General features: G+C 57.9%; 15 protein-coding genes. 10 read left to right on the top strand and 5 right to left on the bottom strand.

Annotation, left to right across the window (positions count from 1 at the left end; genetic code table 11):
* Window positions 1–68 precede the first annotated feature (68 nt).
* The 4 genes from EAV90_RS27670 to EAV90_RS41820 all read left to right on the top strand — a co-directional run bounded on the left by EAV90_RS27670 (window position 69) and on the right by EAV90_RS41820 (window position 3,274).
* Window positions 69–941: an enoyl-CoA hydratase/isomerase family protein gene (locus EAV90_RS27670; protein ID WP_129145264.1), complete on the top strand. Its 873-nt coding sequence runs from the start codon at window positions 69–71 to the stop codon at window positions 939–941.
* A gap of 27 nt (window positions 942–968) precedes the next feature.
* Window positions 969–1,211: a hypothetical protein gene (locus tag EAV90_RS27665; RefSeq protein WP_129145263.1), complete on the top strand. Its 243-nt coding sequence runs from the start codon at window positions 969–971 to the stop codon at window positions 1,209–1,211.
* Complete coding sequence (locus tag EAV90_RS27660) at window positions 1,211–2,686, top strand: 3-hydroxyacyl-CoA dehydrogenase NAD-binding domain-containing protein (protein ID WP_129145262.1); 1,476 nt, start codon at window positions 1,211–1,213, stop codon at window positions 2,684–2,686. Before EAV90_RS27665 ends, EAV90_RS27660 begins: the two co-directional genes overlap by 1 nt.
* Before the next feature lie 255 nt (window positions 2,687–2,941).
* Window positions 2,942–3,274 carry a transposase gene (locus EAV90_RS41820; RefSeq protein WP_430644751.1) on the top strand — a complete coding sequence of 111 codons (333 nt, stop codon included), beginning with the start codon at window positions 2,942–2,944 and terminating at the stop codon, window positions 3,272–3,274.
* Here EAV90_RS41820 and EAV90_RS27650 read toward each other — a convergent pair.
* From EAV90_RS27650 to EAV90_RS27640, 3 genes are all read right to left on the bottom strand, one after another.
* Window positions 3,266–3,718 carry a MaoC family dehydratase gene (locus EAV90_RS27650; RefSeq protein ID WP_129145261.1) on the bottom strand — a complete coding sequence of 151 codons (453 nt, stop codon included), beginning with the start codon at window positions 3,716–3,718 and terminating at the stop codon, window positions 3,266–3,268. The two genes, EAV90_RS41820 and EAV90_RS27650, sit on opposite strands and share 9 nt — an antisense overlap.
* Window positions 3,719–4,728: 1,010 nt before the next feature.
* Window positions 4,729–5,130, bottom strand: a complete 402-nt coding sequence (locus tag EAV90_RS27645) for a hypothetical protein (protein ID WP_129145260.1) — start codon at window positions 5,128–5,130, stop codon at window positions 4,729–4,731.
* 431 nt (window positions 5,131–5,561) lie between these two features.
* A complete protein-coding gene (locus tag EAV90_RS27640; protein WP_245509622.1) occupies window positions 5,562–6,836 on the bottom strand; it encodes an aminotransferase class I/II-fold pyridoxal phosphate-dependent enzyme in 1,275 nt (424 codons plus the stop codon).
* Window positions 6,837–8,300: 1,464 nt separating this feature from the next.
* Between EAV90_RS27640 and EAV90_RS27635 the strand changes: the two genes are divergently transcribed.
* Entirely contained in the window at window positions 8,301–10,772 is a 2,472-nt protein-coding gene (locus EAV90_RS27635; RefSeq protein WP_245509621.1) for a CaiB/BaiF CoA transferase family protein, read from the top strand.
* Window positions 10,773–10,959: 187 nt separating this feature from the next.
* On the opposite strand, the gene EAV90_RS27630 is transcribed toward EAV90_RS27635, so the two are convergent.
* Window positions 10,960–12,138 (bottom strand): M24 family metallopeptidase, encoded by a 1,179-nt coding sequence (locus EAV90_RS27630; protein WP_129145258.1) that lies wholly within the window; start codon window positions 12,136–12,138, stop codon window positions 10,960–10,962.
* 535 nt (window positions 12,139–12,673) lie between these two features.
* Window positions 12,674–12,952 carry a hypothetical protein gene (locus tag EAV90_RS27625; protein WP_129145257.1) on the bottom strand — a complete coding sequence of 93 codons (279 nt, stop codon included), beginning with the start codon at window positions 12,950–12,952 and terminating at the stop codon, window positions 12,674–12,676.
* A 731-nt stretch (window positions 12,953–13,683) separates the two neighbouring features.
* Here EAV90_RS27625 and EAV90_RS27615 point away from each other — a divergent pair.
* The 5 genes from EAV90_RS27615 (at window position 13,684) to tnpC (ending at window position 19,698) form a co-directional block, all read left to right on the top strand.
* On the top strand, window positions 13,684–14,145 hold the full coding sequence (locus tag EAV90_RS27615) for a DDE-type integrase/transposase/recombinase (RefSeq protein WP_129145255.1): 462 nt from the start codon (window positions 13,684–13,686) through the stop codon (window positions 14,143–14,145).
* A 1,592-nt stretch (window positions 14,146–15,737) separates the two neighbouring features.
* The gene (gene ectB / locus EAV90_RS27610; RefSeq protein ID WP_129145254.1) at window positions 15,738–17,015 is read left to right on the top strand and encodes a diaminobutyrate--2-oxoglutarate transaminase; all 1,278 of its coding nucleotides are present in this window, start codon (window positions 15,738–15,740) and stop codon (window positions 17,013–17,015) included.
* 272 nt (window positions 17,016–17,287) lie between these two features.
* Window positions 17,288–17,740: an IS66-like element accessory protein TnpA gene (gene tnpA, locus EAV90_RS27605; RefSeq protein ID WP_164937129.1), complete on the top strand. Its 453-nt coding sequence runs from the start codon at window positions 17,288–17,290 to the stop codon at window positions 17,738–17,740.
* Entirely contained in the window at window positions 17,721–18,074 is a 354-nt protein-coding gene (gene tnpB, locus EAV90_RS27600) for an IS66 family insertion sequence element accessory protein TnpB (RefSeq protein ID WP_028344496.1), read from the top strand. The genes tnpA and tnpB overlap by 20 nt, the downstream gene beginning before the upstream one ends.
* A 52-nt stretch (window positions 18,075–18,126) precedes the next feature.
* Window positions 18,127–19,698, top strand: a complete 1,572-nt coding sequence (tnpC, locus tag EAV90_RS27595; protein ID WP_129145253.1) for an IS66 family transposase — start codon at window positions 18,127–18,129, stop codon at window positions 19,696–19,698.
* Window positions 19,699–20,058 lie beyond the last annotated feature (360 nt).

Here is a 20,058-nt window from a genome sequence, read left to right as displayed (position 1 = left end):
AAAGCTAAGGTGGCCGTGGGCCCTGCCGCTCCAGATGATGCCACACCAATAATCAGGAGATACATCTGATGGCGTATAGCACCATTCTTTATGCGGTGGACGATCGTGTCGCGTGGATCACTTTGAATCGGCCGAGCAAAGGGAACGCGCTGTCTCTGAAGCTTTGTGCCGAATTTCGTGACGCCCTCGCGTCAGCCGAGCGCAATCCGGACGCGCGTGTAGTCGTGGTTAAGGGAGCGGGTGACCGAGCATTTTCTACCGGCTTTGACATGGACGGAGACAAGTCAGAGGTCGCACCGTCAAGCCTGGATGATTGGAGCTTGGATGATTGGAGCCGGTATTTCGATCTAGGCGTTAAGTTCATACATTCCGTATTTGACTGCTCCAAGCCAGTTATCGCGATGATTGGTGGCTATTGCCTGGCCGGGGCCTTAGACTTCGTCATTAGTTGTGATATCCGCTACTGTTCTGACGATTCGCGGTTCGGTGCCATCGAGACCAGGATGGGGATTGGCGACACAGAGCTGCCGATGATGTCGCATCTGATCGGTCAACGTTGTCGCGAGCTGGTCTACACAGGAGATATGTTCGATGCCCAAGACGCGTACCGGCTCGGCCTCGTAAGCCGCGTCTTTCCTAAGGAAAGCCTTGAGGAAGAGGTTACGCGCATTGCGAAGCGTATGTCTCGGGTCGCGCTGCCAGCGTTGGTGTGGAGCAAGAAGGCGCTCAACAATACGCTCCTCGCAGCAGGACTCGATTCTGCTCTGCGATACAGCTGCGCCGCAGACTTGATTATCGGCAAATCGGAATCCGAGTTCAGACGCTTCCGCGAGATTCAGAACAGCGAGGGTACGAAGGCGGCATTTAAGTGGCGTGACTCAATCTTTGCACCGTTCGAATCCGAGACATCGGGGCTCTCCTCCCGTGCGGCATCCAACTAGCCCCGCTAAGACTGAGAATAGGGTGACTTGAATAGCATTGATGATGCGCCATTGAGCCAGCAATGCATCGGAGCGGCCATGGCACGGCGGGTGATTTCAGTGATGGCGCTCGGACAACCTTTATCTCTTCCTCGGGCGGGTGGCCACGAATGCCGAGCTGGTGCCGCGAGCGGTTGCGATCTCGAGCAGATCAGTATGCGGGTGATAAAACCGGAGGTGATGCGCTTGAAGTTCAAGCTCAAAATTCTACGCCTGAGAGAGCGAAGGTGATGCTTGAGAGCTCCGACGTCTCTGAAAAGCTACCGCGCGGAGTAGGCCTGCTAGGGGGCGGGGTCATTGGCAGCGGGTGGGCTGCACGGTTCCTGCTCAACGGAGTGGACGTACGGCTGTATGGCCCATCGCCTGGTACGGCCGAACGCGTGCAGAAGATGTTGGACGACGCGCGGCGGGCGTATCGAAAGCTGACGCTGATGCCGCTGCCGCCGGAAGGTTCGCTGATGGCCGTCGAGTCCATCGCGGACGCGGTGCGTGGCGTGGACCTCGTGCAGGAATCCGCGCCGGAGCGCCTGGAGCTCAAGCAGCAGCTGCTCGCGGCCGCCAGCCGCGCGGCAGGGCCTGGTACCCTAATCTGTTCCTCGACATCAGGGTTTCGGCCGTCCTTGCTGCAGGCGGAGATGGAGCACCCCGACTGCCTACTCGTCGCGCGCCCGGTCCAACCTGTGTACCTCCTGCCGCTGATTGAGCTGTGCGCTGGGGAGCGTACGGCGCCCGGCGCGGTTGAGCGGGCAGCGGCGATCTACAGGGCAATTGGGATGCACCCGCTGGTGGTGCGCAAAGAGGTGGATGGGTTTATCATAAACCGGCTGCAGGATACGGTCGCACGCGAGGCGCTGCGGCTGGTGCACGACGAAGTGGCTACGCTGCAGGACGTTGATGATGCGGTCCGGTACTCATGGGCGCTATGCCACACTGCTATGGTGTCCTACTGCATAGCCGGCGGGAGGGGTGTAGGCCAGAACATCGGGCAACGGGCGTTCAAATGGCCGTGGTCGAGGTTGACCGACAAATCCGTCATCGACCGCGCCTTCCTGGGCAAGGCTGCGGAGCAGGTGGACGTAATGCTGAAGTGCCATCGCCTGGACGTCCGCGCGGAAGAGAAACGCGATGTATTGATCGTGGCCCTGCTGCAGGCTTTGCGTTCACAGGGGGACGGCCCAGGCGAAACGGTCGCGCGTTGGGAGCGGGCGCTGAGCGACCGCGCTCGTCAGCTGACTAACGGTTCCGGGCCGCTGCGGATGCCGACACTGGAGGTGCCATCCCACTGGGTCGATTACAGTGGCCATGTCATTCAAAGCCGCTATCTCAAGCTCGTCAACAAGGCCACCGAAACCCTGCTTCAATACATCGGCATCGACGGCCAGTACCGTTCAAACAGCGGCAATTACTATACGGCCGAGACGCACCTGACACATCTCCGGGAACTGTATGCTGGCGACCGTGTTCAGATGCTCACGCAGGTGCTCGGCGCCGATGACAAGCGTCTTCATCTCCATCACGTGATCACGCGGGAGGGTGACGAGAAGCCAGCGGCCACCGGCGAGCAGATGCTGATTCACGTCGACCCCATCAGCAGACGCAGCGCACCGGCGAAGGGGCACGTGCGTGAGCGCTTGCTGGAGCTGGCGCGGCTACACTCACAGTTGCCTCGTCCGAATCGCGCTGGCGCAGGGATAGGACTGCGTTAGAGTCGCAACTTACCTATTGCTTGCCGCCGAGCCCGCCCGCGGATCAGGGTCCTCGTAGGTTCGGGAAACTTCAGAGAAACGTAAATGGCCCGCAAGGAGTTGCGCAGCAGTTCTTCGCCGCGGCGGTTGAGACGTGGCCCATCTTCAATCGATCCTGCTGGAAGGAACAGCATGTTGAACTTCGTTGGTGAGCGTCATCCAGAGACCACGCACTGAGGGCTGATCTGGTCGGCTAAGAATATCTCGCGGAATGGTTTGTCGCGGGGGTCACAATGTCCAAGGATAGTCGTAAGGATAGTCGTAAGGATAGTCGTAAGGATAGCGATAAGGATAGGTATACGTCTATCCTTGGACGGCGCCGACACGCCGCAGCGCATCGAGATCATCACGGGGACGGGCCGGCGTCGGCGCTGGTCGACCGACGCGAAGGCGGCGATTGTTGCGGAGAGTTTTGCGCCGGGGGCGAGCGTGTCCGCGGTGGCGCGGCGGCACGATATCAGTCCAAGCCTGTTGTTTCTCTGGCTTCCTTGGAGGCCTTCTCGAATTTACGCGAGCTGTTGCGCGGCACCGACAGTACGACTAGGTTAACCTCTTATGCATCAGCGCGGACCGGCGGCACCTAGCCACAACCTCGTCGAGCTGATTGAGCGCCTGATGTTCGAATTCCACGATTCCTGCGTTCAACCGCGATTTCGAGTCCCGCTTCGAAAGGACCTTCGTGGTCGCACGTAGCGTATCCCCGTGAAAAACTGGCTTGGGGAAGATGGCATCGGCCATGCCGAGATTCGCAACGGTTGTGCCGAGCGTTGTATCATAGACGGTCATGCCGATCATGATTCCGAGCGTATAGAGGCTGTTGAAAAGCCGCTGCCCGAATTCCGTCGAGGCCGCGAAATGAGCGTCGATGTGCAGCGGCTGCGGGTTCAGCGTCAAGAGGCTAAACATGGTATTGTCCATCTCGGTGACGGTCCGGCTGAGGGCGTGACGGAATTCCTGCCCGATCTCGAAATCCTCGTAATACAGTCCGGCCATGCGCTCTCCTTATCCTCGCGGCGCCGCCGTCTACGAAGGAGGCGCAAGCCGACGGAGACAATCTCTCCTATCGCGAGACGACGGTCCAATGCTTCGCTGCCGCAACGTATTGCCAGAGCTTTTAGCGACTCTGTTACCGTGTACATTGTAATGCAGCGGGAATCTGGACGATGCGATCCAATCGACGAAATGAAGAGCACCGTAGCGCCCCACATACTGCCATTTGCATCGATCTACCGTCTGCAGGCGCCACTTTAACTGCGCGTACAGATGCGCGCACCTATCAGAGCTAAGAGTACTCCGTAAGCTCTCAAGTAATTTAGACGAGCAAATCGAATCGCGAGTCTCACTTCTGGTCAGGGGCATCCATCACGATGAATCGCCGCCGGTTTCGTCTTGACGAAGGCGTCGACGGGTGAACCTCGAGGTTCTTTGCAAATTACATAGGATCTGTCGACGAGCGTGAAAATTGCGACATGTGTATCGATAGGCTTCGTTTTACTTTTGCATAATAACTAAATCGTTTGACCCTAGTCTGGGCAAAAAGTGGGGGCCATTTCGGCTGCCCTTTGCGCATCCGGACAGCTCGATCAGAGTTTCCAAGCGGAAGCGGTGAACGCGTGAATGTCCTCTGCGGAGCTATAACCCGAGATGACGCTGTCCTCGAGCGACTTTCGGGTGGCGACTCGCGCAGCCATCTTTGGCCTCGCCGTGCTGCTCGGTGAGACAGGCGGGGAGATTCCGTGAAGAGGCCGGATTACAGCATTTATTGGCACGCATTCCAGTAGCTTTTAATCGCCCAATCAACTCGACAAGACTAGGCGGCCGGCGTGCACCAGGAAGCCTGGGCCGGCCGTGGTCCCGATGCCTGACGAGTTCGTTATCGACTAGGTGAAGGACTCTGTGCGTCACCAGCGTAGATGGGCTTAGAGAGGCTCCTTCACGGCGGGCAAGCCAAGATCGGTCTGGCGCCGGTGCGGCCCGCCACGACCAGCGTGGAAACTCGATTCCTATAAAGAGCTTTGAGTGCCATATTTGAGCTGAGAAGATGAAAAAAACAACTGTTCAGCGTCCGATCCATATGAACTCGGCATGGGAAGCATCCATACATACCAGCTCACCTCGGTGGGAACATGTTTTAAAACCTCTTTTGCAATGTGCTCTCGAGCCAAATCGAGAATCTCGCGCCTACTGGGATAGTCGTGCGCCCACACGCGGATATTGATGTCTTTGCAATTCAAGTCGAAAGCGCTCATGCGCTCGAACTCCAGCATGATATCCTTCGGCACACACTTGATGTTGTCAGCGCAAGTGAGCGCTTTGGCTGCGACGGCCGGAAGAGTCTCTCTTAACGCGCTGATAGCCTCAACGGGAATTGCGCTCGCGTTGTACCTGATTTGAATAAGAGGCATTTCGGATTACTCCTGTTCCAAACGAAAGGTGGTGCTTCTGACAGAGATTCCTGTCGTGCCTCCGATCGCGTGCACAATACCAGCCCGCAATCCCTTAGACGACTGCAGCTCGCCGCTGATGGAGGGGCTCGATCAACCTTGATGATCCCACCCCGGCCCCGGTGACTGCTGAACAGGCGCCCGCTATCCGCATTGAAGCCCAAACGGCCGATGCCAGAGATCAGCTAGGCGTCGGCATGAAAATAGCTGCCTGTCCCTCGCACAACCCGACATTCTTCTTCGTGATCTGCCCGTTCGTTGTGAAAGGGAAGCACCGGCGCGGCGGCGCAAGTCCTTGCGGCTTGGTAAGCTTCTATCCTTCCCGTCTGCATCAGCTGACAGCACCTCGGTCTTACGGGCAGTTTCAGGAAATCATTCGCGTAATCATCACCTCACCTCAGAGGGTAGGGCTTTCCCGTGGTCTGGGCTATATTCTGCAAGATGGAGTCGCACAGCCGCTCTATATCATGGACCTCATGCTGCGCTGTAATGCACACCCGAATCCCCGCCGTTCCCCGCCCAAGCGCTGGGGAGAATGTCACCGCGGTATAGAAGCCGCAATCGAGGAGCCCCCTTGCGATTGCAATCGCATTGGTCTCAGATCCGATGGTGATCGTTCTAATCGGTAGTGAATTGCCTTGCTCGGCAGTTGCGACACGATGGTCAAAGACGTCGATGCGTTGCGCCAATCGCCGCTGCCGCTGGCCGAGTTCTGGCGAGCGATGAATCTTGCACGACCCAAGCGCCGCACCAATCGCGGCCAAATTCGGAGCCATCGAGAAGGCATAGGGAGGCCAGTATCGTCGAAACAGCGCCTCGTGATCCGCGGCGCCGAGCATCAACACTCCGCCCGATGCGCCGAATCCCTTGGCCAGCGAGGCAGCTATGATAGTTCGCTCGCCGAGCATTTGCGGAAACTGAGATCGAGCAAATCCTTCGCCTTGGCGTCCGAAGATCGATATTCCGTGAGCATCGTCGATATAGACAAAGAGTCCATAGCGCTCCTGGAGCTGACGCAGCTCCTTGATTGGCGAATGGCCTCCCACGGCGTAAACGCCATCACATACATAGGCGACCACCGGATGTTCGCGGCACAATCGTTCGAGAACACCTATATCGTTGTGCACGATCGTTTCGACCAGTGTTTCATCAGCGACGACGCGTTTATGCTGACCCAGCGAGATGCGTGCAGACTGATCGAACACGACGACCGGCCTCCTGCCGCGCGTCAGTTGACCCGAAGCAAGTAAGGGGATCGCGCCGAGATTGGCGAGCATGCCACTGGAAAAGGCGAGAACGCGCGCGCAGAAAATCTCAGAGAGGATTTCTTCAAGTTCCGCCAGAAGAGCGAACTTTGGTCCCATTCGGACGTCCGACCAATGTAGCGAACGATGCGCCTCAAGCGCCTCGATCGCGCCAGCGACGATCGTCGGATGATTGTCGAGGCCCAGGTACGAGCATCGCACAAAATCGATTGCCTGCGAACGGCTGTCGGGCGGACCGCTGTCCCAAGCAGTGCTACGTCCAGTGGTCGAATGTTCATGGCCGGTCAAGAGACCAGCCATGTGGGCTGCGTCGAAAGATGGCCTATCTTGGATCCTGCGGACAGCGCTCCGAAAGTACTCATCCAGGCGACCACTATCCGCGAGCGTGATCTGCTGTGGCATTTCATTTTCCATTCTAGTCTGCGAAGGATGGTGGCCGTCTGCTCAGCTGTGTCAGGTCACGTGGGCCTGACAACATCAGTCCCTATGGGAGGTTCTGTACAAATGCGACGGCTAGTTCAATCGGCCCCTAGTTCAAACGAACTATCAAAGGCTATCTCGGTTGAGCAGCTACCAGATCAAATAGGCTTAAGTCGTGTGCGCACTTGTCGCAACACTCCAGCCGTGTGGCCGCGCACCTGCGCGTCAGGCATCGAAACGTTTCCGCACGATATGCGGCGAGGCACAACTTCGGAGGTACATCCGGTACCGGAACAGTCAAGGGCGCGTACAAAGGCCTCTTCCTCGCGTGACTTACTGCTGCGAAACAGTCCTATTCTCTCCCTGTCGCAGAAAGGGCCGATCGGTCGTCCACTTGGTGTGTTCGCAATCTTCACCAGACACTCGCCACGTCATGTCTTCGTTCCAAGCACACGTTGGCGTGCCTTCTGAGTTCGCGCACCATGCGGAAGCGCGACGGCGGCCGGGCAATTGTGGATGCATGATGAGATTGAATTAGCCATCTCGCAAATGAGCCTCGTCGAACTCTGCCTTCCAAATCGAGAGCACGTGATCATTGATAGCCATCGACCCCGTAGAGCTTGACGCTGGTTAAAAGATATCGCTGCTCCACTAAAAGAGGATTGGTAAGCTTCGATTGTTAGTTTTCAAACCTTATGCGCTCATGCGCCACCGACCGCGTACGGATTGCGACAAAGGCCTTATCCGTTGTCTCGGAATCGATGTTGCCTGTCTTTTCGTTTGTGAGGCGGGCTGCGGCTCATACGCCCTTAATGTCACCGATCAGCAGCACGGCTACATCAGTCCAGCAGACCGCGGTGAACGGACTCGATCATCGCTCAAGAACTCTGCCGCAGTTGAACGCCAATACTGCCCAAAACCGTTCTCAGCGATCAAGAACCCGATTCCTCACCAGAGTAGGTAGTGCGTCGATCCGCTAATAGTCGTGTAGGATCGACTGGTACCCGCTAGAAAGTCCGTTCAACTGGTGCCCGCTTCAGAGGCGGTAGAGGCCGTGATGCAGCTCATCAGGATAGGAGAAAATGGAGCAACGGAGAACGTGGGGAAGTCGGCGTACGTCTCATGTTCTCAGCTTACATCTCTTCTGCCGCGGCATAGCGGACGACCAATTCGGAGGCAAGAAGTTGGAGGGGGACATGCTGCCTGATTTCCGCAATGAGACGTAGCGAGCGCCGATCCAGCAAGGTGCTATAGACAACAAGGGTACGGAGCACTGCAGGCAGCACAGTCGAATCGGTGTCCGGCTCACAACTTCATCGAATTAGCAGAGAGGTCGCGTTCGACACGGGAGATCCGGGGCGCATTCTAGTTCCAGCTCGTGCGAATTCCAGTTGTGCAGGACCTCATGCTTGCATCTCCAGATAGATCATGCTCCGGAGCGCCACAATGAAACACTCGATGGGAGTTTTGTCGCATCTGCGGGTGGTCGAGGTCGGGAGCTCGGCCGCAACCAGCTACTGCGCGCGGTTGTTTGCCGATTTTGGTGCCGATGTCAGGAAAGTCGAGCCGCCAAAAGGCGATCGACTTCGACAGAGCCCGCCTCTAACGCACACCGGCCAGAGCGCGTGGTTCGCATTTCTGAACTTCAACAAGTCCAGCATCATCATCGATCCCGCGGCTCCACAGGCGAGCAAACAACTGGCAGCAATAATAGAGGATTGCGACATTCTGGTTGATGGCCGCGACGTCGATGCTGCAGATTGCCCGCTCATCGATTTTGCGGCGCTCGGCAAGCGACATCCCAGGTTGATTTGCCTTGAAGCGAGCTGGTTCGGCCGAGATGGGCCCTATACAGGACTGACCGCAACGGACTCAACCGTTCGTGCGCTCGCCGGCCTTATCAAGCTGGTTGGACCGGTCGAGGGCCCGCCGATGTACGCACCGGATTTCCAAACGGGTATTCTGGCTGGCCTGTGGGGCTTCATTGCCGCGGCTTCTTCGGTGCTTGGGCAAGCGCAGGGCGGAGGAGGGCGGTCGTGGTCACTTAGTATTTTCGAATCGAGCCTCGCTTTAAGTGAGTATCTCATGTCAGAGGCCTTTGCGTACGGCGACGTGATGCGCCGGATTGGGATTAACCGCTTTTGGCCAGGCTCTCCACTTGGCATTTACGAAACGCGAAAGGGCTGGCTCGGCGTTACGGTAGTAACACCGGCACAATGGAGGGCATTCTGCGACATGCTCGACCTACCAGAGTTGCGTGAGGAGCCAGTTTGGATACCCAACGAAGATTGTCTGAAACGACTGGAACAGATCGAACGAGTGTTTATCCCGAAGTTGAAAACGCGCACAGCACAGGAGTGGTCCGCAGAGGGACGAAAACGAAGGATCCCAATCGTGCCAGTGCCAGAAATATCCGATCTGGTCCAGGACACGGAGAAGAAAATGCGCGGCGCGATTGTGCCTGTTGGGTTGGGCGAAGAAGAGGGGCTGACGGTCGGCTCAGCGCAGCGGTTGACGTTGACGCCGCCACGCAGGGGGGGAAGGGTTCCGGCCCTTGGCGAGCGGCAGAGCGTCGAGAATGCGCGAAGAGATCTGGCTGGCACTGGGTCGGGGTCGCCCAGCCGCCTTGATGGCACCCGGCAGCCATTGCATGGGATTCGGGTCATCGACTTCTCAATGGGTTGGGCAGGTCCATTGTGTACGCGCACATTGGCGGATCTCGGAGCGGAGGTGATCAAGATTGAGGCTATCCAGTATCCGGACTGGTGGCGCGGTGTTGACCGATCGCCTCCCTACATCGATGCGCAGATGTACGAAAAGAGAGCTCGATTCTGCGCCATGAACCGCAATAAGCGCGGTATCACACTGGATCTCACACGGCCCCAGGGCTGCACTCTCGCCAAACGGCTCGTAGCGGGAGCCGATATTGTCGTCGACAATTACTCGGTCGATGTGCTCCCAAAGCTCGGGCTTGGCTACGAGGTACTTAGAACATTTAACCCTCGGCTCGTCATGATGTCAATGTCAGCCTTCGGCGCGGATAGCGCCGATCGCGATTGCCGCGCCTACGGTTCGACTTTCGAGCAGGGTTCGGGGGTGCCGACCGTGATCGGAAATCCCGGCGAGCCACCTGTGATGACCCACATTGCGTTCGGGGATGCTGTCGGCGGATTGAACGGCTGCGCTGCAGTTCTGGTGGCGCTCATACATGCCCGCGCCACCGGACAAGGACAGTTCATTGACTTAGCGCAGATCGAATGCATGATGCCGTTTGTGGCACCGTGGATCACTGTCCACTCGACCGACGGTATGCCGCCGCCAAAGTATGGCAGTCGACATCCGCAGTTCGTGCCGCATGGTTGCTTCCGGTGTGCGGGTGAAGATAACTGGGTCATGGTAGCCGCGACGGATGAGGCCATGTGGCAAAGGCTTGCCATCCTTGTTGGCCGGCCAGACTGGGCCGCAGACCCGTCGCTCAAATCTGAGCAAGCCCGCCGCGGCATCGAAGATGTCATTGAGAGAGGGATCGAAGCGTGGACGCTCACTCGGGACGCTGATCAGGCTATGTCCGAGTTGCAAGCTGCAACTGTTGCGGCCGGCGTGGCTCGTCTCCCTATTGACCTGCTCACGGATCGGCATCTTCGGTCGCGCGCCTTTTTGCAGGAAATCGAGCGCCCCTTCATAGGCCGCCATCCGCTGCCATCGTTGCCGATTCGCGAAGGTTCAGAGCCCTATCCAATCCGCACCGCGGCACCGACGCTTGGACAACATAACAGAGAGATACTTTCGGGACTTCTCGACCTCTCTGACAATGAGATGGCGCAATTGTCGAGGGAGGGCATCATCGGTACAGTGATGCTTTCCGACCGTGAGCTCGCAACAGCAGGAAGGTCTCGTCAGACGGAAACTAACCGCTAGCGGCCAAATTGATATGACTCTCAAGCCTGGCAGATTCGCGTGCCACTGATCAGTCACTCAAGAGGTGCTTCGGTAATCGCGCTGACCCGCATCTTAGCAGGGCAGCGGTAATGTCAATGAACGCTGCGCCCACTGGTGCGCCGCTAGAGGTGACCTGCCGCATTACCGCTGGGGCGGGTCGTTTCTTTCAACATTCGATGATGATCAGTTTGCGCGGATAGAGGGCCAAGCATTCCGGCCGTCCCCGGGTAATTAGGATGCTTTCGGTGATCTCGATCCCCCAATCGTCGTACCAGAGACCAGACATAAAGTGAAACGCCATGCCAGAGGTCAACTCGGTGTGGTCGCCCATGCGGAAGCTCGCAGAGTGTTCGCCCCAAGCTGGTGGATACCCCATGCCGATCGAATATCCCGTGCGGCTTGGCTTAATTAGGCCGTAACGTTCGATCACGCGGTAGTAGGCTCCTGCGACGTCCTCGCAAGTGCTTCCCGGGACTGCCTTCTCGAGTGCAGCCTCCATTCCTTCTAGGATAGCCTTTTCGGCATCGAGAAATTTTTGGCTCGGCTTTCCGAGATAGAACGTTCGAGACAGAGGGCAGTGATAACGTTTGTGCACGCCTGCAAGTTCGAAAAATATGCTCTCATTGGCGCGTATCGGACGGTCGCTCCATGTGAGGTGTGGCGCCGAAGCATCCAAGCCGGCACCGATAAGCGGAACCGCGGAAGGATAATCGCCCCAGAATCCGTCGACGCCCCGAATTGCAGTTTGATATATTTCGGCAACGATGTCGGACTGCTTGGCGCCCGGGCGAAGAATTTCTGCGACTCGCTTGTACATCGCTGTCACAATCTTGCCCGCGCCTCGCATATACTCGATTTCACGTGGCGACTTGATAATGCGTTGCCATTTCACCAGACGCGTCGCATCCTTGAACGTCACGTTCGGTACGGCTGCTGCAAGCGCCTCGAACGCGGCGTGCGTGAAGTAGTAGCTGTCCTTCTCGACGCCGATTGTTGCTGACCCCCACCCCTCATCGGCAACCATCTGTCCCAGGACCGTCATAGGATGACATTGGTCAGATTGGACATAATAATCCGCAAAGGACCTTATGCAACTGTCATCCATATACGCTGTTCTTCGTGCACCGTTAGCGTCCATCTCTCGGCCGAACCAAATCGGAGGGCCGTCCATCCGCACGATCACGCATTGGTGCTGGGTAAATGACCATCCGTCATAACCCGTCAGCCAAGCCATATTCGCTGGATCGGTCGCGATCAGCACATCGATGCCTGTTTTCTGCATCGCCTGCCGTGTTCCAGTGAGTCGAGTTTCATATTCCGAAACCTCAAATCGCAGTTCTGGCATTGTCACCCAATTTCCTCCGACCTCAGATCTGTACTGAAAGTGTGTATGGTGAGTTTCAATATGGATCCTGCAAGGAACGCACCAGACGCGAGTAGATTGTGCTTGCGCATGCAGTCAGCGCCGCCTTCCAATTCTTTCCCTCGGCAATCGGGCCTTTATAGAAGGGTTTTGTGCCGGGACTGTACTAGATGGCAGCGCCGGTAGGGCATGTAGTTGGCGTCGCGGATCCAGCAGTGGCCATCTTTAATGTTGCGCTCGCCACCGCGCTGGCCGCTGTCATCGTTATAGTGGAGCAACCCGATAAGGGCCGCGGCGATCGGGTCGCTCACCTGCTGGAGCTAGCGCGTCTTGGAACGAGCTTTGCGGTGGTGGTTTCGTCGAGACCCGCAACTCTTGATTATGTCGGTCCGCACGGCAAACTCTGCTGTGGGGACTGGCTGCGATTTGCGGCCTTGAGCTTTTCAATTCCTTGGCCTAGTTGTTCAAGGCACAAGCATGCGCTTTTTTGAACCGGTCCTGGCGCAGCAGGTGCGATTTAGCTTTGCAATCGGATCTTAAGCTCGACCAGAGCGATGCGTGCTTTCACCAGCGCCAACAGCTCTTCGTGCGCCGTATCTTGCCTCTGGCTCGACGCCTCGCCAGACGTCGCAGCGAACCAGCCAATCATCTCGGCATCGATCGTCGCCCTTGGCCAGCCGTTCAGCCGATAGCGCGAAAGCTGCGCACCCGCTTGGGGTCGACAACGCGAACCATCTACGCCGACGTTGTGCGGCAGTTTACGCCATTCACGCTCGTAACCGCCACTTCGGTTCATCACCTTCCTTGTCTCAGCTGGTGAAGTGGCCCCCGAATTTTGACCGGCGGCCTAGGTGGTGCGGATGCCATTCCGTTTTGATAAACGGAGCGAACCATGAAGAAGACGAGACGGAAAATCGATGCAGCGCAAGGCAAAGATCGCCTTGGAGGCCTGCGAGAACAATCAACGCTGACGGATTGGCGCAGCGCTACCAGGTGCATGTGAAACCGGATTTATGCGAAGAAGCAGCTTCAGGATCAAGTGGTTCGGGCGTTCGACTCGGGCTTCCGGTCGGGATGGCGAGGCGGCCCACGAACTGGAGGACGAGAAGCTCCATGCCACCAAGAGGTCCGGAAGATGGGCGCGCCGGATCGCCGAGGATTGCTTCAGCGCGATCATGAGAAGCTATCGGTCCGCCGGCAATGCCAACTTCTGAGCGTTGCGCGATCGAGCGTATATCGGCCGCCGCGGCCGGCTAATGACAACGATCTTGAGCTGATGCGACGGACCGACCATTTGTTCACGGGGGGGCCGTTCCTGGGCTCGCGGCGGATTATGGCGATGCTCAAGGGCGCAGGCTGTCGCATCAATCGCAAGCGCGTGCAGCGGTGATGCATAAGATGGGCATCGCGGCGCTGGGTCCATAGCCCAGAACCACTAAGCCGGCGCCGGGACACAAATTCTTCCCGTATCTCCTGCGCGGTGTGGTGCTCGGCCGCCAAATCAAGTGTGGGCGGCCGATATCGCCTATGTGCCGATCGGCCAGCGCTTTCTATCGGCTGGCCATCATCGATTGGACGAGCCGTGCGATGCTGGCCTGGCGCCTGTCGAAAACGACGGACGCATCGTTCTGTGTGTCTGCGCTCGAAGAGGCCTTGGCGCGCTTCGGCCGGCCTGAGATCTTCAATACCGACCAGGTCAGCCAGTTCACCAGCGCCGCCTTCACCGCACGCTGGCCGCAACTACTCAAGGGTTATTCGGATGGCCACGAGGCCAAAGCCGGAATCGCCCGATGGATCGAGTTTTACAATTGCCAGCGCGCCATCAGGCGCTGGAAAACCGCGCCGATGGCGGTCTGGCGGGCCGATGTTACCGGCGCATTCGGCGAAGAGGCTGTGGATATGATGCTTCTCGCAAGCGAGAAACTTGGACAGCGCTGCGCGTTGCCCACATCCCCACAGCCACAACAGCAGCAAGCAAGAGTAGTGTAACTTATTGGGAAGAACGAAGGGCAGCAGCTCCAATTAAGAAACCGGATCCGGTGGTCCTCAGGGTCCACTTCACCGGCCAGACGAGGACGAGCATGAATTGTAACCGATCCATTCCGTCGGCACGGTGGAGATAAACATAAGGAGATCGTATGGCGGGACTATACGAGGATTTCGAGGTCAGGCAGGTGAAGGATTTGCTCGCTCTCAGTTTTCCAAGCACTCAGCGGCCGAACTGTCATCGCAGCCTCACTCGCCGAGGGTTTGGTGCCTCCGTCGGAGTACTGATGGTTAGACTCGCAGATCACGAATCGAAAGTCCTCTAATCCACATTCATTTTCGGCGGCGCCAATCGCGGGTGCGATAGGTGCGGCGCTCGCGTCATACAAAATTCGCCGCTCGCCTGAGCTGAGCCAGCGCCAATGGCGGTTGTTGCAACTCACTCAGCTCTTTGACCGTGGTGTCAGCCACCGCTGAAGCGCAACTCACTTCTGATCCGAGCCATCGTGATCGGATCTGAAGCCAATGCGACGGGCATTGCAAGACGGCTCCTGGATTGCGGCTTCTATACCTTAGTGGATGGCCAGACCGTCGCGCAAGGGAGGGCGGCAATTCGAGTGTGCGTTACAGCCGAGCATGAGTTCTGCGACATAGAACGGCTATGTGATTGTATTCTGGAAATAACAGCGGAAGTAACGGGAAGTCCTACCGTCGGAGGTGATATGAGCCGCGGATACAAGAAGAGAGCCCAACAGTCCGGCATTGGCATGCAGCCAAGCCACTCCTGATTCAGGAATGCGCCTATGCCCGCTAAGCTGCTCCAATACGTTGTCCAAAAAGGAACAAGCTTGCGCTCAAGCAAGTGTGGCAGTCGGTCGCGTGCGGGGGGACGCGAATCTTAGACGATCGCGCCCGAACACTCGTCTGCTTAGCTGCCTTGTCGACGTGCTTAACTGCGGCCCCGCGGAGGGTGCCGATCTCGCTGAAGATGGTGCGGGCGTTGCTACGCGGGGTGTCGACCACTTGGATGGGTCCGATTCGGGCGCGGCGGAAAGCCTCGCCGATACTCACCTGATCTGTGCTTGCGGCTGCAATCGGCTCCCGCCTCATCTTCCCCCGCGAAGCGGGCTTTCTGGTCAGGAGGCTTAGCATTGCAGCCGCAAGTGCAATTTTGCTAGCTGATAGAGGTCCATTAGTTAGCGCGAGCCGCCTGACGAGTGGCTGGTGCCGCAGGTTCTTTGCGATTTGAGATGTGGTCGCCGTGATCAGCCCGCGGCCAGGTATTCTAGCTGCGCGCCATATGGCCTGACGCTGTCACTGCTAAACGATGCGAAGGCACTCGATGCTCCTGGGTGCCTGTGAGCCGCGAACTTGTCTATCGGGCCTGGTACGGGGCTCTCCTCGAACAAACTGAGTGGAAGCCGCTTTATATGGTCTCGATAGACTACGAGCATTGGTAGGCGTCGTTCTCCGCCAGCCTGATATAAAGTGAGGCCGTTCTGATAGATGCGTTCAGAACGGCTGAACGGGTTACTGTCGCTATTTCGGTAGCGGCTTGTTGCTTCCTAGGGCATCATATTCCGGAGTAGACGACCATGCATGGAATAATCGGCGAAACACGGGAGCTTCAGACAATCGAAACGCTGGAATCGAACGTCCGCTCGTACTCGCGTATATTTCCGGCTACATTCAACCGAGCGCGCGGCTCCATTATGTTGACGGACCAGGGTCGAAAAATCATCGATTTCTTTGCCGGAGCTGGCGCGTTGAACTACGGCCACAATAATCATGCGATCAAAGCGGCAATTACCGAGTATCTGGATTCAGATGCTGTCGTTCACGCGCTTGATATGAGCACGACCGCAAAACTCGAATTCTTGAAGACCTTTAGCTCTGCAGTACTTCAGGAGCGAAATCTGCGATATCGTGCTCAATTCACTGGGCCAACCGGTACTAACGCCATCGAGGCGGCTCTAAAGCTGGCCCGGAAAGTCACCCGACGTAAGAACATCATTTCATTTACCCGTGGCTATCACGGCATGAGCTTAGGAGCGATGGCCGCGACCGCTAATCAATTTTATCGTGCCGCCAGCGGCATTTCTCTGTCTGGCGCGACTTTCGTGCCCTTTGATGGATATCTCGGTCCAGATTTCGATACGGCTGATTATCTACGCAGCATTCTGCTGGATAAAAATAGCGGTGTCGATTCTCCTGCCGCAATTCTGGTCGAGACCGTGCAGGGAGAGGGGGGAATAAACGTAGCTAGCAGAGAATGGCTGCGATCAATTCAGGCCGTCGCGAGAGATGCAGGTGCACTCTTGGTGGTGGACGATATACAGATGGGCTGTGGCCGTACGGGCGAGTTCTTTAGCTTCGAGTTCGCAGAACTATCGCCAGACATTATCGTGATGTCTAAATCGCTGAGCGGCTATGGCCTTCCATTGTCGATGGTTTTGATAAAAGAGGGCTTGGACGTATGGGAACCGGGAGAACACACAGGTACGTTTCGAGCTAACAATCTTGCTCTCGTATCGGCAACCGCCGCTATAAACACTTATTGGCGGAGCCAGACGTTTTCGGACGGCATTAAGCGGATGGGAAATTCAATGCGCAGCCGACTTGACGCTATCGCGTCGGAGTATGGAGGAGGGTTTTCCGTCCGAGGCCGGGGCATGGTGTGGGGATTCGACTGTCGCAGCGCCGAAATTGCCCAGGCGGCGGCGCGTACGGCATTCAACGAGGGATTGATGATCGAACGATGCGGGCCGGATGATCAGGTCGTAAAAATCATGCCCGCACTTACCATCGATCAAGAGCTTCTAGATCAAGGACTTGATATATTTGAAAGGTCGTTGGCCGCTTCACTCAAATAGCTTCACCGTTTTAGGATCGAGACGGCTTTAAGATGATCCGCGGAACTCCTTGGTGCGCGGATCGCGTGGAACAAAGCGGCTGGGGACGCAGGCGCTAGGCGAGCCGCACTCGTCCCTTGGCTGAGAGGGCGACTAATGAGGCTTTGCTGATAACGCACCGAAAGTGTTTAGGCGTAAGCGCGAATTTCTCCGCACCTTTTGCTTTTGAGTGCTCTGATGCAGTGTCCACCAAAATAGGTGGACACCTTGTGATGGCAGCGGACGATTAGAAACTGCGGGTCAGGCTTGTTGGCCGGAACGGTCGCCGGCGCTACGAGGCGGCATCGAAAGAGCGTCTTGTCACGGCCTGCCTTGAGCCTGGGGTTTCGGTATCGAGGCTTGCACTCGAACATGGGGTCAACGCGAACCTGCTTCGGAAGTGGATCAAGAAGCACACCGCGACCAGGTCGCTGCCGCCGTCCTCACGCCCGGCGTTCATCCCGGTTCAGCTTGAGGGGGCCGCCGATCGAGCCCTGTCGCGGCAAGACAGCGTGGCGACGGTGGATTTGCCGGCGACTTGCGATGAAGTGCGTGGTTCGGACCCCAAAGGGACTCCAGCTTTTTGTTCTCCGGCCAAAGTGAGCGTGTCGCTGCCGAACGGCGTGAAGCTCGCGCTGGAATGCGGCGATGTGGATGCATTGACGGCGATCATCGGAGCACTGGGCCATGTTCAGACTGGGCGGTGACCTGCAGGTCTATCTGCACCGTGAGCCGATCGACTTCCGGGCTGGCATCAACAGCCTTGCGGTCCTGGTCCAGGAGACGATGGCGCTCGATCCATTCACGCCGGCGGTTTTTGCGTTCTGCAATCGCCGTTGCGACCGGATGAAGTTGCTGTTCTTCGACCGGTCCGGCTTTGTGCTGGTCCTGAAGCGGCTGACCGAGGACAAGTTCCGATGGCCGCGCCGCCAGGAGGCGGTCGTCCGGCTTACGACCGAGCAATTGCACTGGATCCTTGATGGCATCGATATCGATGCGATGGTCCGCCATCCGGTGCGGCACTATCAGGTTGCCGGCTGAGCTCTCGAGTTGAGCGGTTGACGCGTCGGTACGGTTCAGATTCAAGAATCCGATGAATCGAACCGGCGATCCGAGTGTTGAAGTGCTGTTGGCGCGCATTGCTGCGCTGCAGGCGGAGAACCATCAACTCGCCGACCGCGTCGTCAAACTCGAGGAAGAACTGGCGCTGGCACGCCTGCATCGTTTTGCGCCACGCAGCGAAAAGCACGTCGATCGTCTCTTCAATGAAGCCGAGCCGGCCGCCGATGAGGATGACGCCGGCAGTGAAACGAACAATATCGCCGAACTTCCGGACACGGGCTTGCCACCCGTCGAAAACACAACGGGAAAGAAGCGCGGCCGCAGGCCGCTGCCGGCGAACCTGCCGCGTGAGCGCGTCGAGTATGACCTGCCCGACGATCAGAAGGCGTGTCCTTGCTGCCGTGGCCAGATGCATCGCATGGGCGAGGCTGTCACCGAGCAACTTCATATCGAGGTGAAGGCGAAGGTTTTACAGAACGTACGCTTCAAATATGCGTGCCGCCATTGCGATCGCACCGGAATCAACGCCCCTGTCGTGACCGCGCCGATGCCGACGCAGCCGCTGCCGGGCAGCGTTGCCACGGCCTCAACGCTGGCGTTCGCGCTGGTTCATAAATATGTCGATGGCACGCCGCTCTACCGCCTGGCGCAGGCCTTCGAACGCGCCGGCGTTCCGGTCAGCCGCGGCGCTTTGGGTCGCTGGGTGATCGGCTCGAGCGAGAAACATCTCTCCCGCATCTATGACGCCCTGAAGCTGCGGCTCAGATCGCAGACTCTCATCCATGGCGACGAGACGACGGTTCAGGTCCTCAAGGAGAAGGACAAAAAGGCCACCAGCACATCGTATATGTGGGCTTATCGCAGCGGCAAGGGCAGTCACGAGCCCATCGTTCTTCTGGATTCTCAGCCGGGCCGCGGCCAAATCCACCCCCAGGCCTTCCTCGGCGATTACCGCGGCATCGTGATGAGTGACGGCTATACCGCATGGCGCACGCTGGAACGGGCCACCCACATCGGCTGCATGGCCCACTCCCGGCGGCGCTTTGTCGATGCCCTCAGGGCGAGGAAGAAGGGCGGCGGTCCGCCCGAGCAGGCGCTGCGGTTCTTCGACCAGCTCTACCGGGTTGAAAGGCAGGCGCGGGACGGAATACCGGAGAAGGGTGAAACACAGGCCGACTGCATTCGCCGCTTCCGCCAGCAACATAGTGTTCCCACCCTCAATGCTCTCAAGGTATGGCTCGATGACATGGCCCCGAAGGTCTTGCCTGACAGCAAGCTCGGCGACGCCGTATCCTACACCCGAAACCAATGGGAATATCTGACGCGCTACACCGGGGACGGCTGCATGCCGATCGACAACAATCTTCTGGAGCGCGACATCAGGGTTTTTGCAACTGGCAGGAAGAGTTGGTTGTTCAGCGATACGGTGGACGGAGCCAAGGCCAGTGCCGTCGTCTACAGCCTGATGCTGACCTGCCGCGCCTCACGTGTCGAGCCGTTAGCGTGGTTGCGCCACGTCCTCACCGAATTGCCTCAGCGCGCCGGCGACGCCGATATTACCGACCTGCTGCCCTTCAACTTCCACAAAGCCGCCACTGCCTGAACGGCCCGGTATCGCCCGATACTAGGGCAATCCTCCAAAACCGCCGCCGTCAACGTGCGGGGAAAATCGCGCTTACGTTTAGGCTATCGAAGTAGTAATGAGATGTGACGTGGTCTCTTCTGCCGCTGCGGGCCCGTGCCTTCCTGGAGCGATTCTGGTGCGAGCTGGTCCCAGCCAGAAATCCATTCTAAGGGGGCCCCGATTTGCTTCTCAACGCAAGATGATGGGCCTAGAGTGTAGCCGTCGTACAGAGCTTGCCCAGAGCCTCACATCGACCACGAGATTGCAACTGTCGCCCAGTTGCGAACTGCGCGCACCATACCTCAGATAGAGGTCGCGCGATCGACGCGGCTCCTAAGG

The sequence above is a fragment of the Bradyrhizobium vignae genome, from assembly GCF_004114425.1.
GTDB classification, from domain to species: domain Bacteria; phylum Pseudomonadota; class Alphaproteobacteria; order Rhizobiales; family Xanthobacteraceae; genus Bradyrhizobium; species Bradyrhizobium vignae.
Note: the sequence above shows the minus strand (reverse complement) of the source record. Positions and strands in the feature narration are given on the sequence as shown.

Excerpts from the sequence above, each read along its gene's own strand:
- EAV90_RS27635 (WP_245509621.1), top strand. The coding sequence starts at position 8,301 with ATGAAACACTCGATGGGAGTTTTGTCGCATCTGCGGGTGGTCGAGGTC.
- EAV90_RS27645 (WP_129145260.1), bottom strand. The coding sequence starts at position 5,130 with ATGCCTCTTATTCAAATCAGGTACAACGCGAGCGCAATTCCCGTTGAG.
- EAV90_RS27660 (WP_129145262.1), top strand. The coding sequence starts at position 1,211 with ATGCTTGAGAGCTCCGACGTCTCTGAAAAGCTACCGCGCGGAGTAGGC.
- tnpB (WP_028344496.1), top strand. The coding sequence starts at position 17,721 with ATGTTCAGACTGGGCGGTGACCTGCAGGTCTATCTGCACCGTGAGCCG.
- EAV90_RS27640 (WP_245509622.1), bottom strand. The coding sequence starts at position 6,836 with ATGCCACAGCAGATCACGCTCGCGGATAGTGGTCGCCTGGATGAGTAC.
- EAV90_RS27670 (WP_129145264.1), top strand. The coding sequence starts at position 69 with ATGGCGTATAGCACCATTCTTTATGCGGTGGACGATCGTGTCGCGTGG.
- EAV90_RS27630 (WP_129145258.1), bottom strand. The coding sequence starts at position 12,138 with ATGCCAGAACTGCGATTTGAGGTTTCGGAATATGAAACTCGACTCACT.
- tnpC (WP_129145253.1), top strand. The coding sequence starts at position 18,127 with ATGAATCGAACCGGCGATCCGAGTGTTGAAGTGCTGTTGGCGCGCATT.
- EAV90_RS27650 (WP_129145261.1), bottom strand. The coding sequence starts at position 3,718 with ATGGCCGGACTGTATTACGAGGATTTCGAGATCGGGCAGGAATTCCGT.
- EAV90_RS27625 (WP_129145257.1), bottom strand. The coding sequence starts at position 12,952 with ATGAACCGAAGTGGCGGTTACGAGCGTGAATGGCGTAAACTGCCGCAC.
- EAV90_RS27615 (WP_129145255.1), top strand. The coding sequence starts at position 13,684 with ATGTGCCGATCGGCCAGCGCTTTCTATCGGCTGGCCATCATCGATTGG.
- ectB (WP_129145254.1), top strand. The coding sequence starts at position 15,738 with ATGCATGGAATAATCGGCGAAACACGGGAGCTTCAGACAATCGAAACG.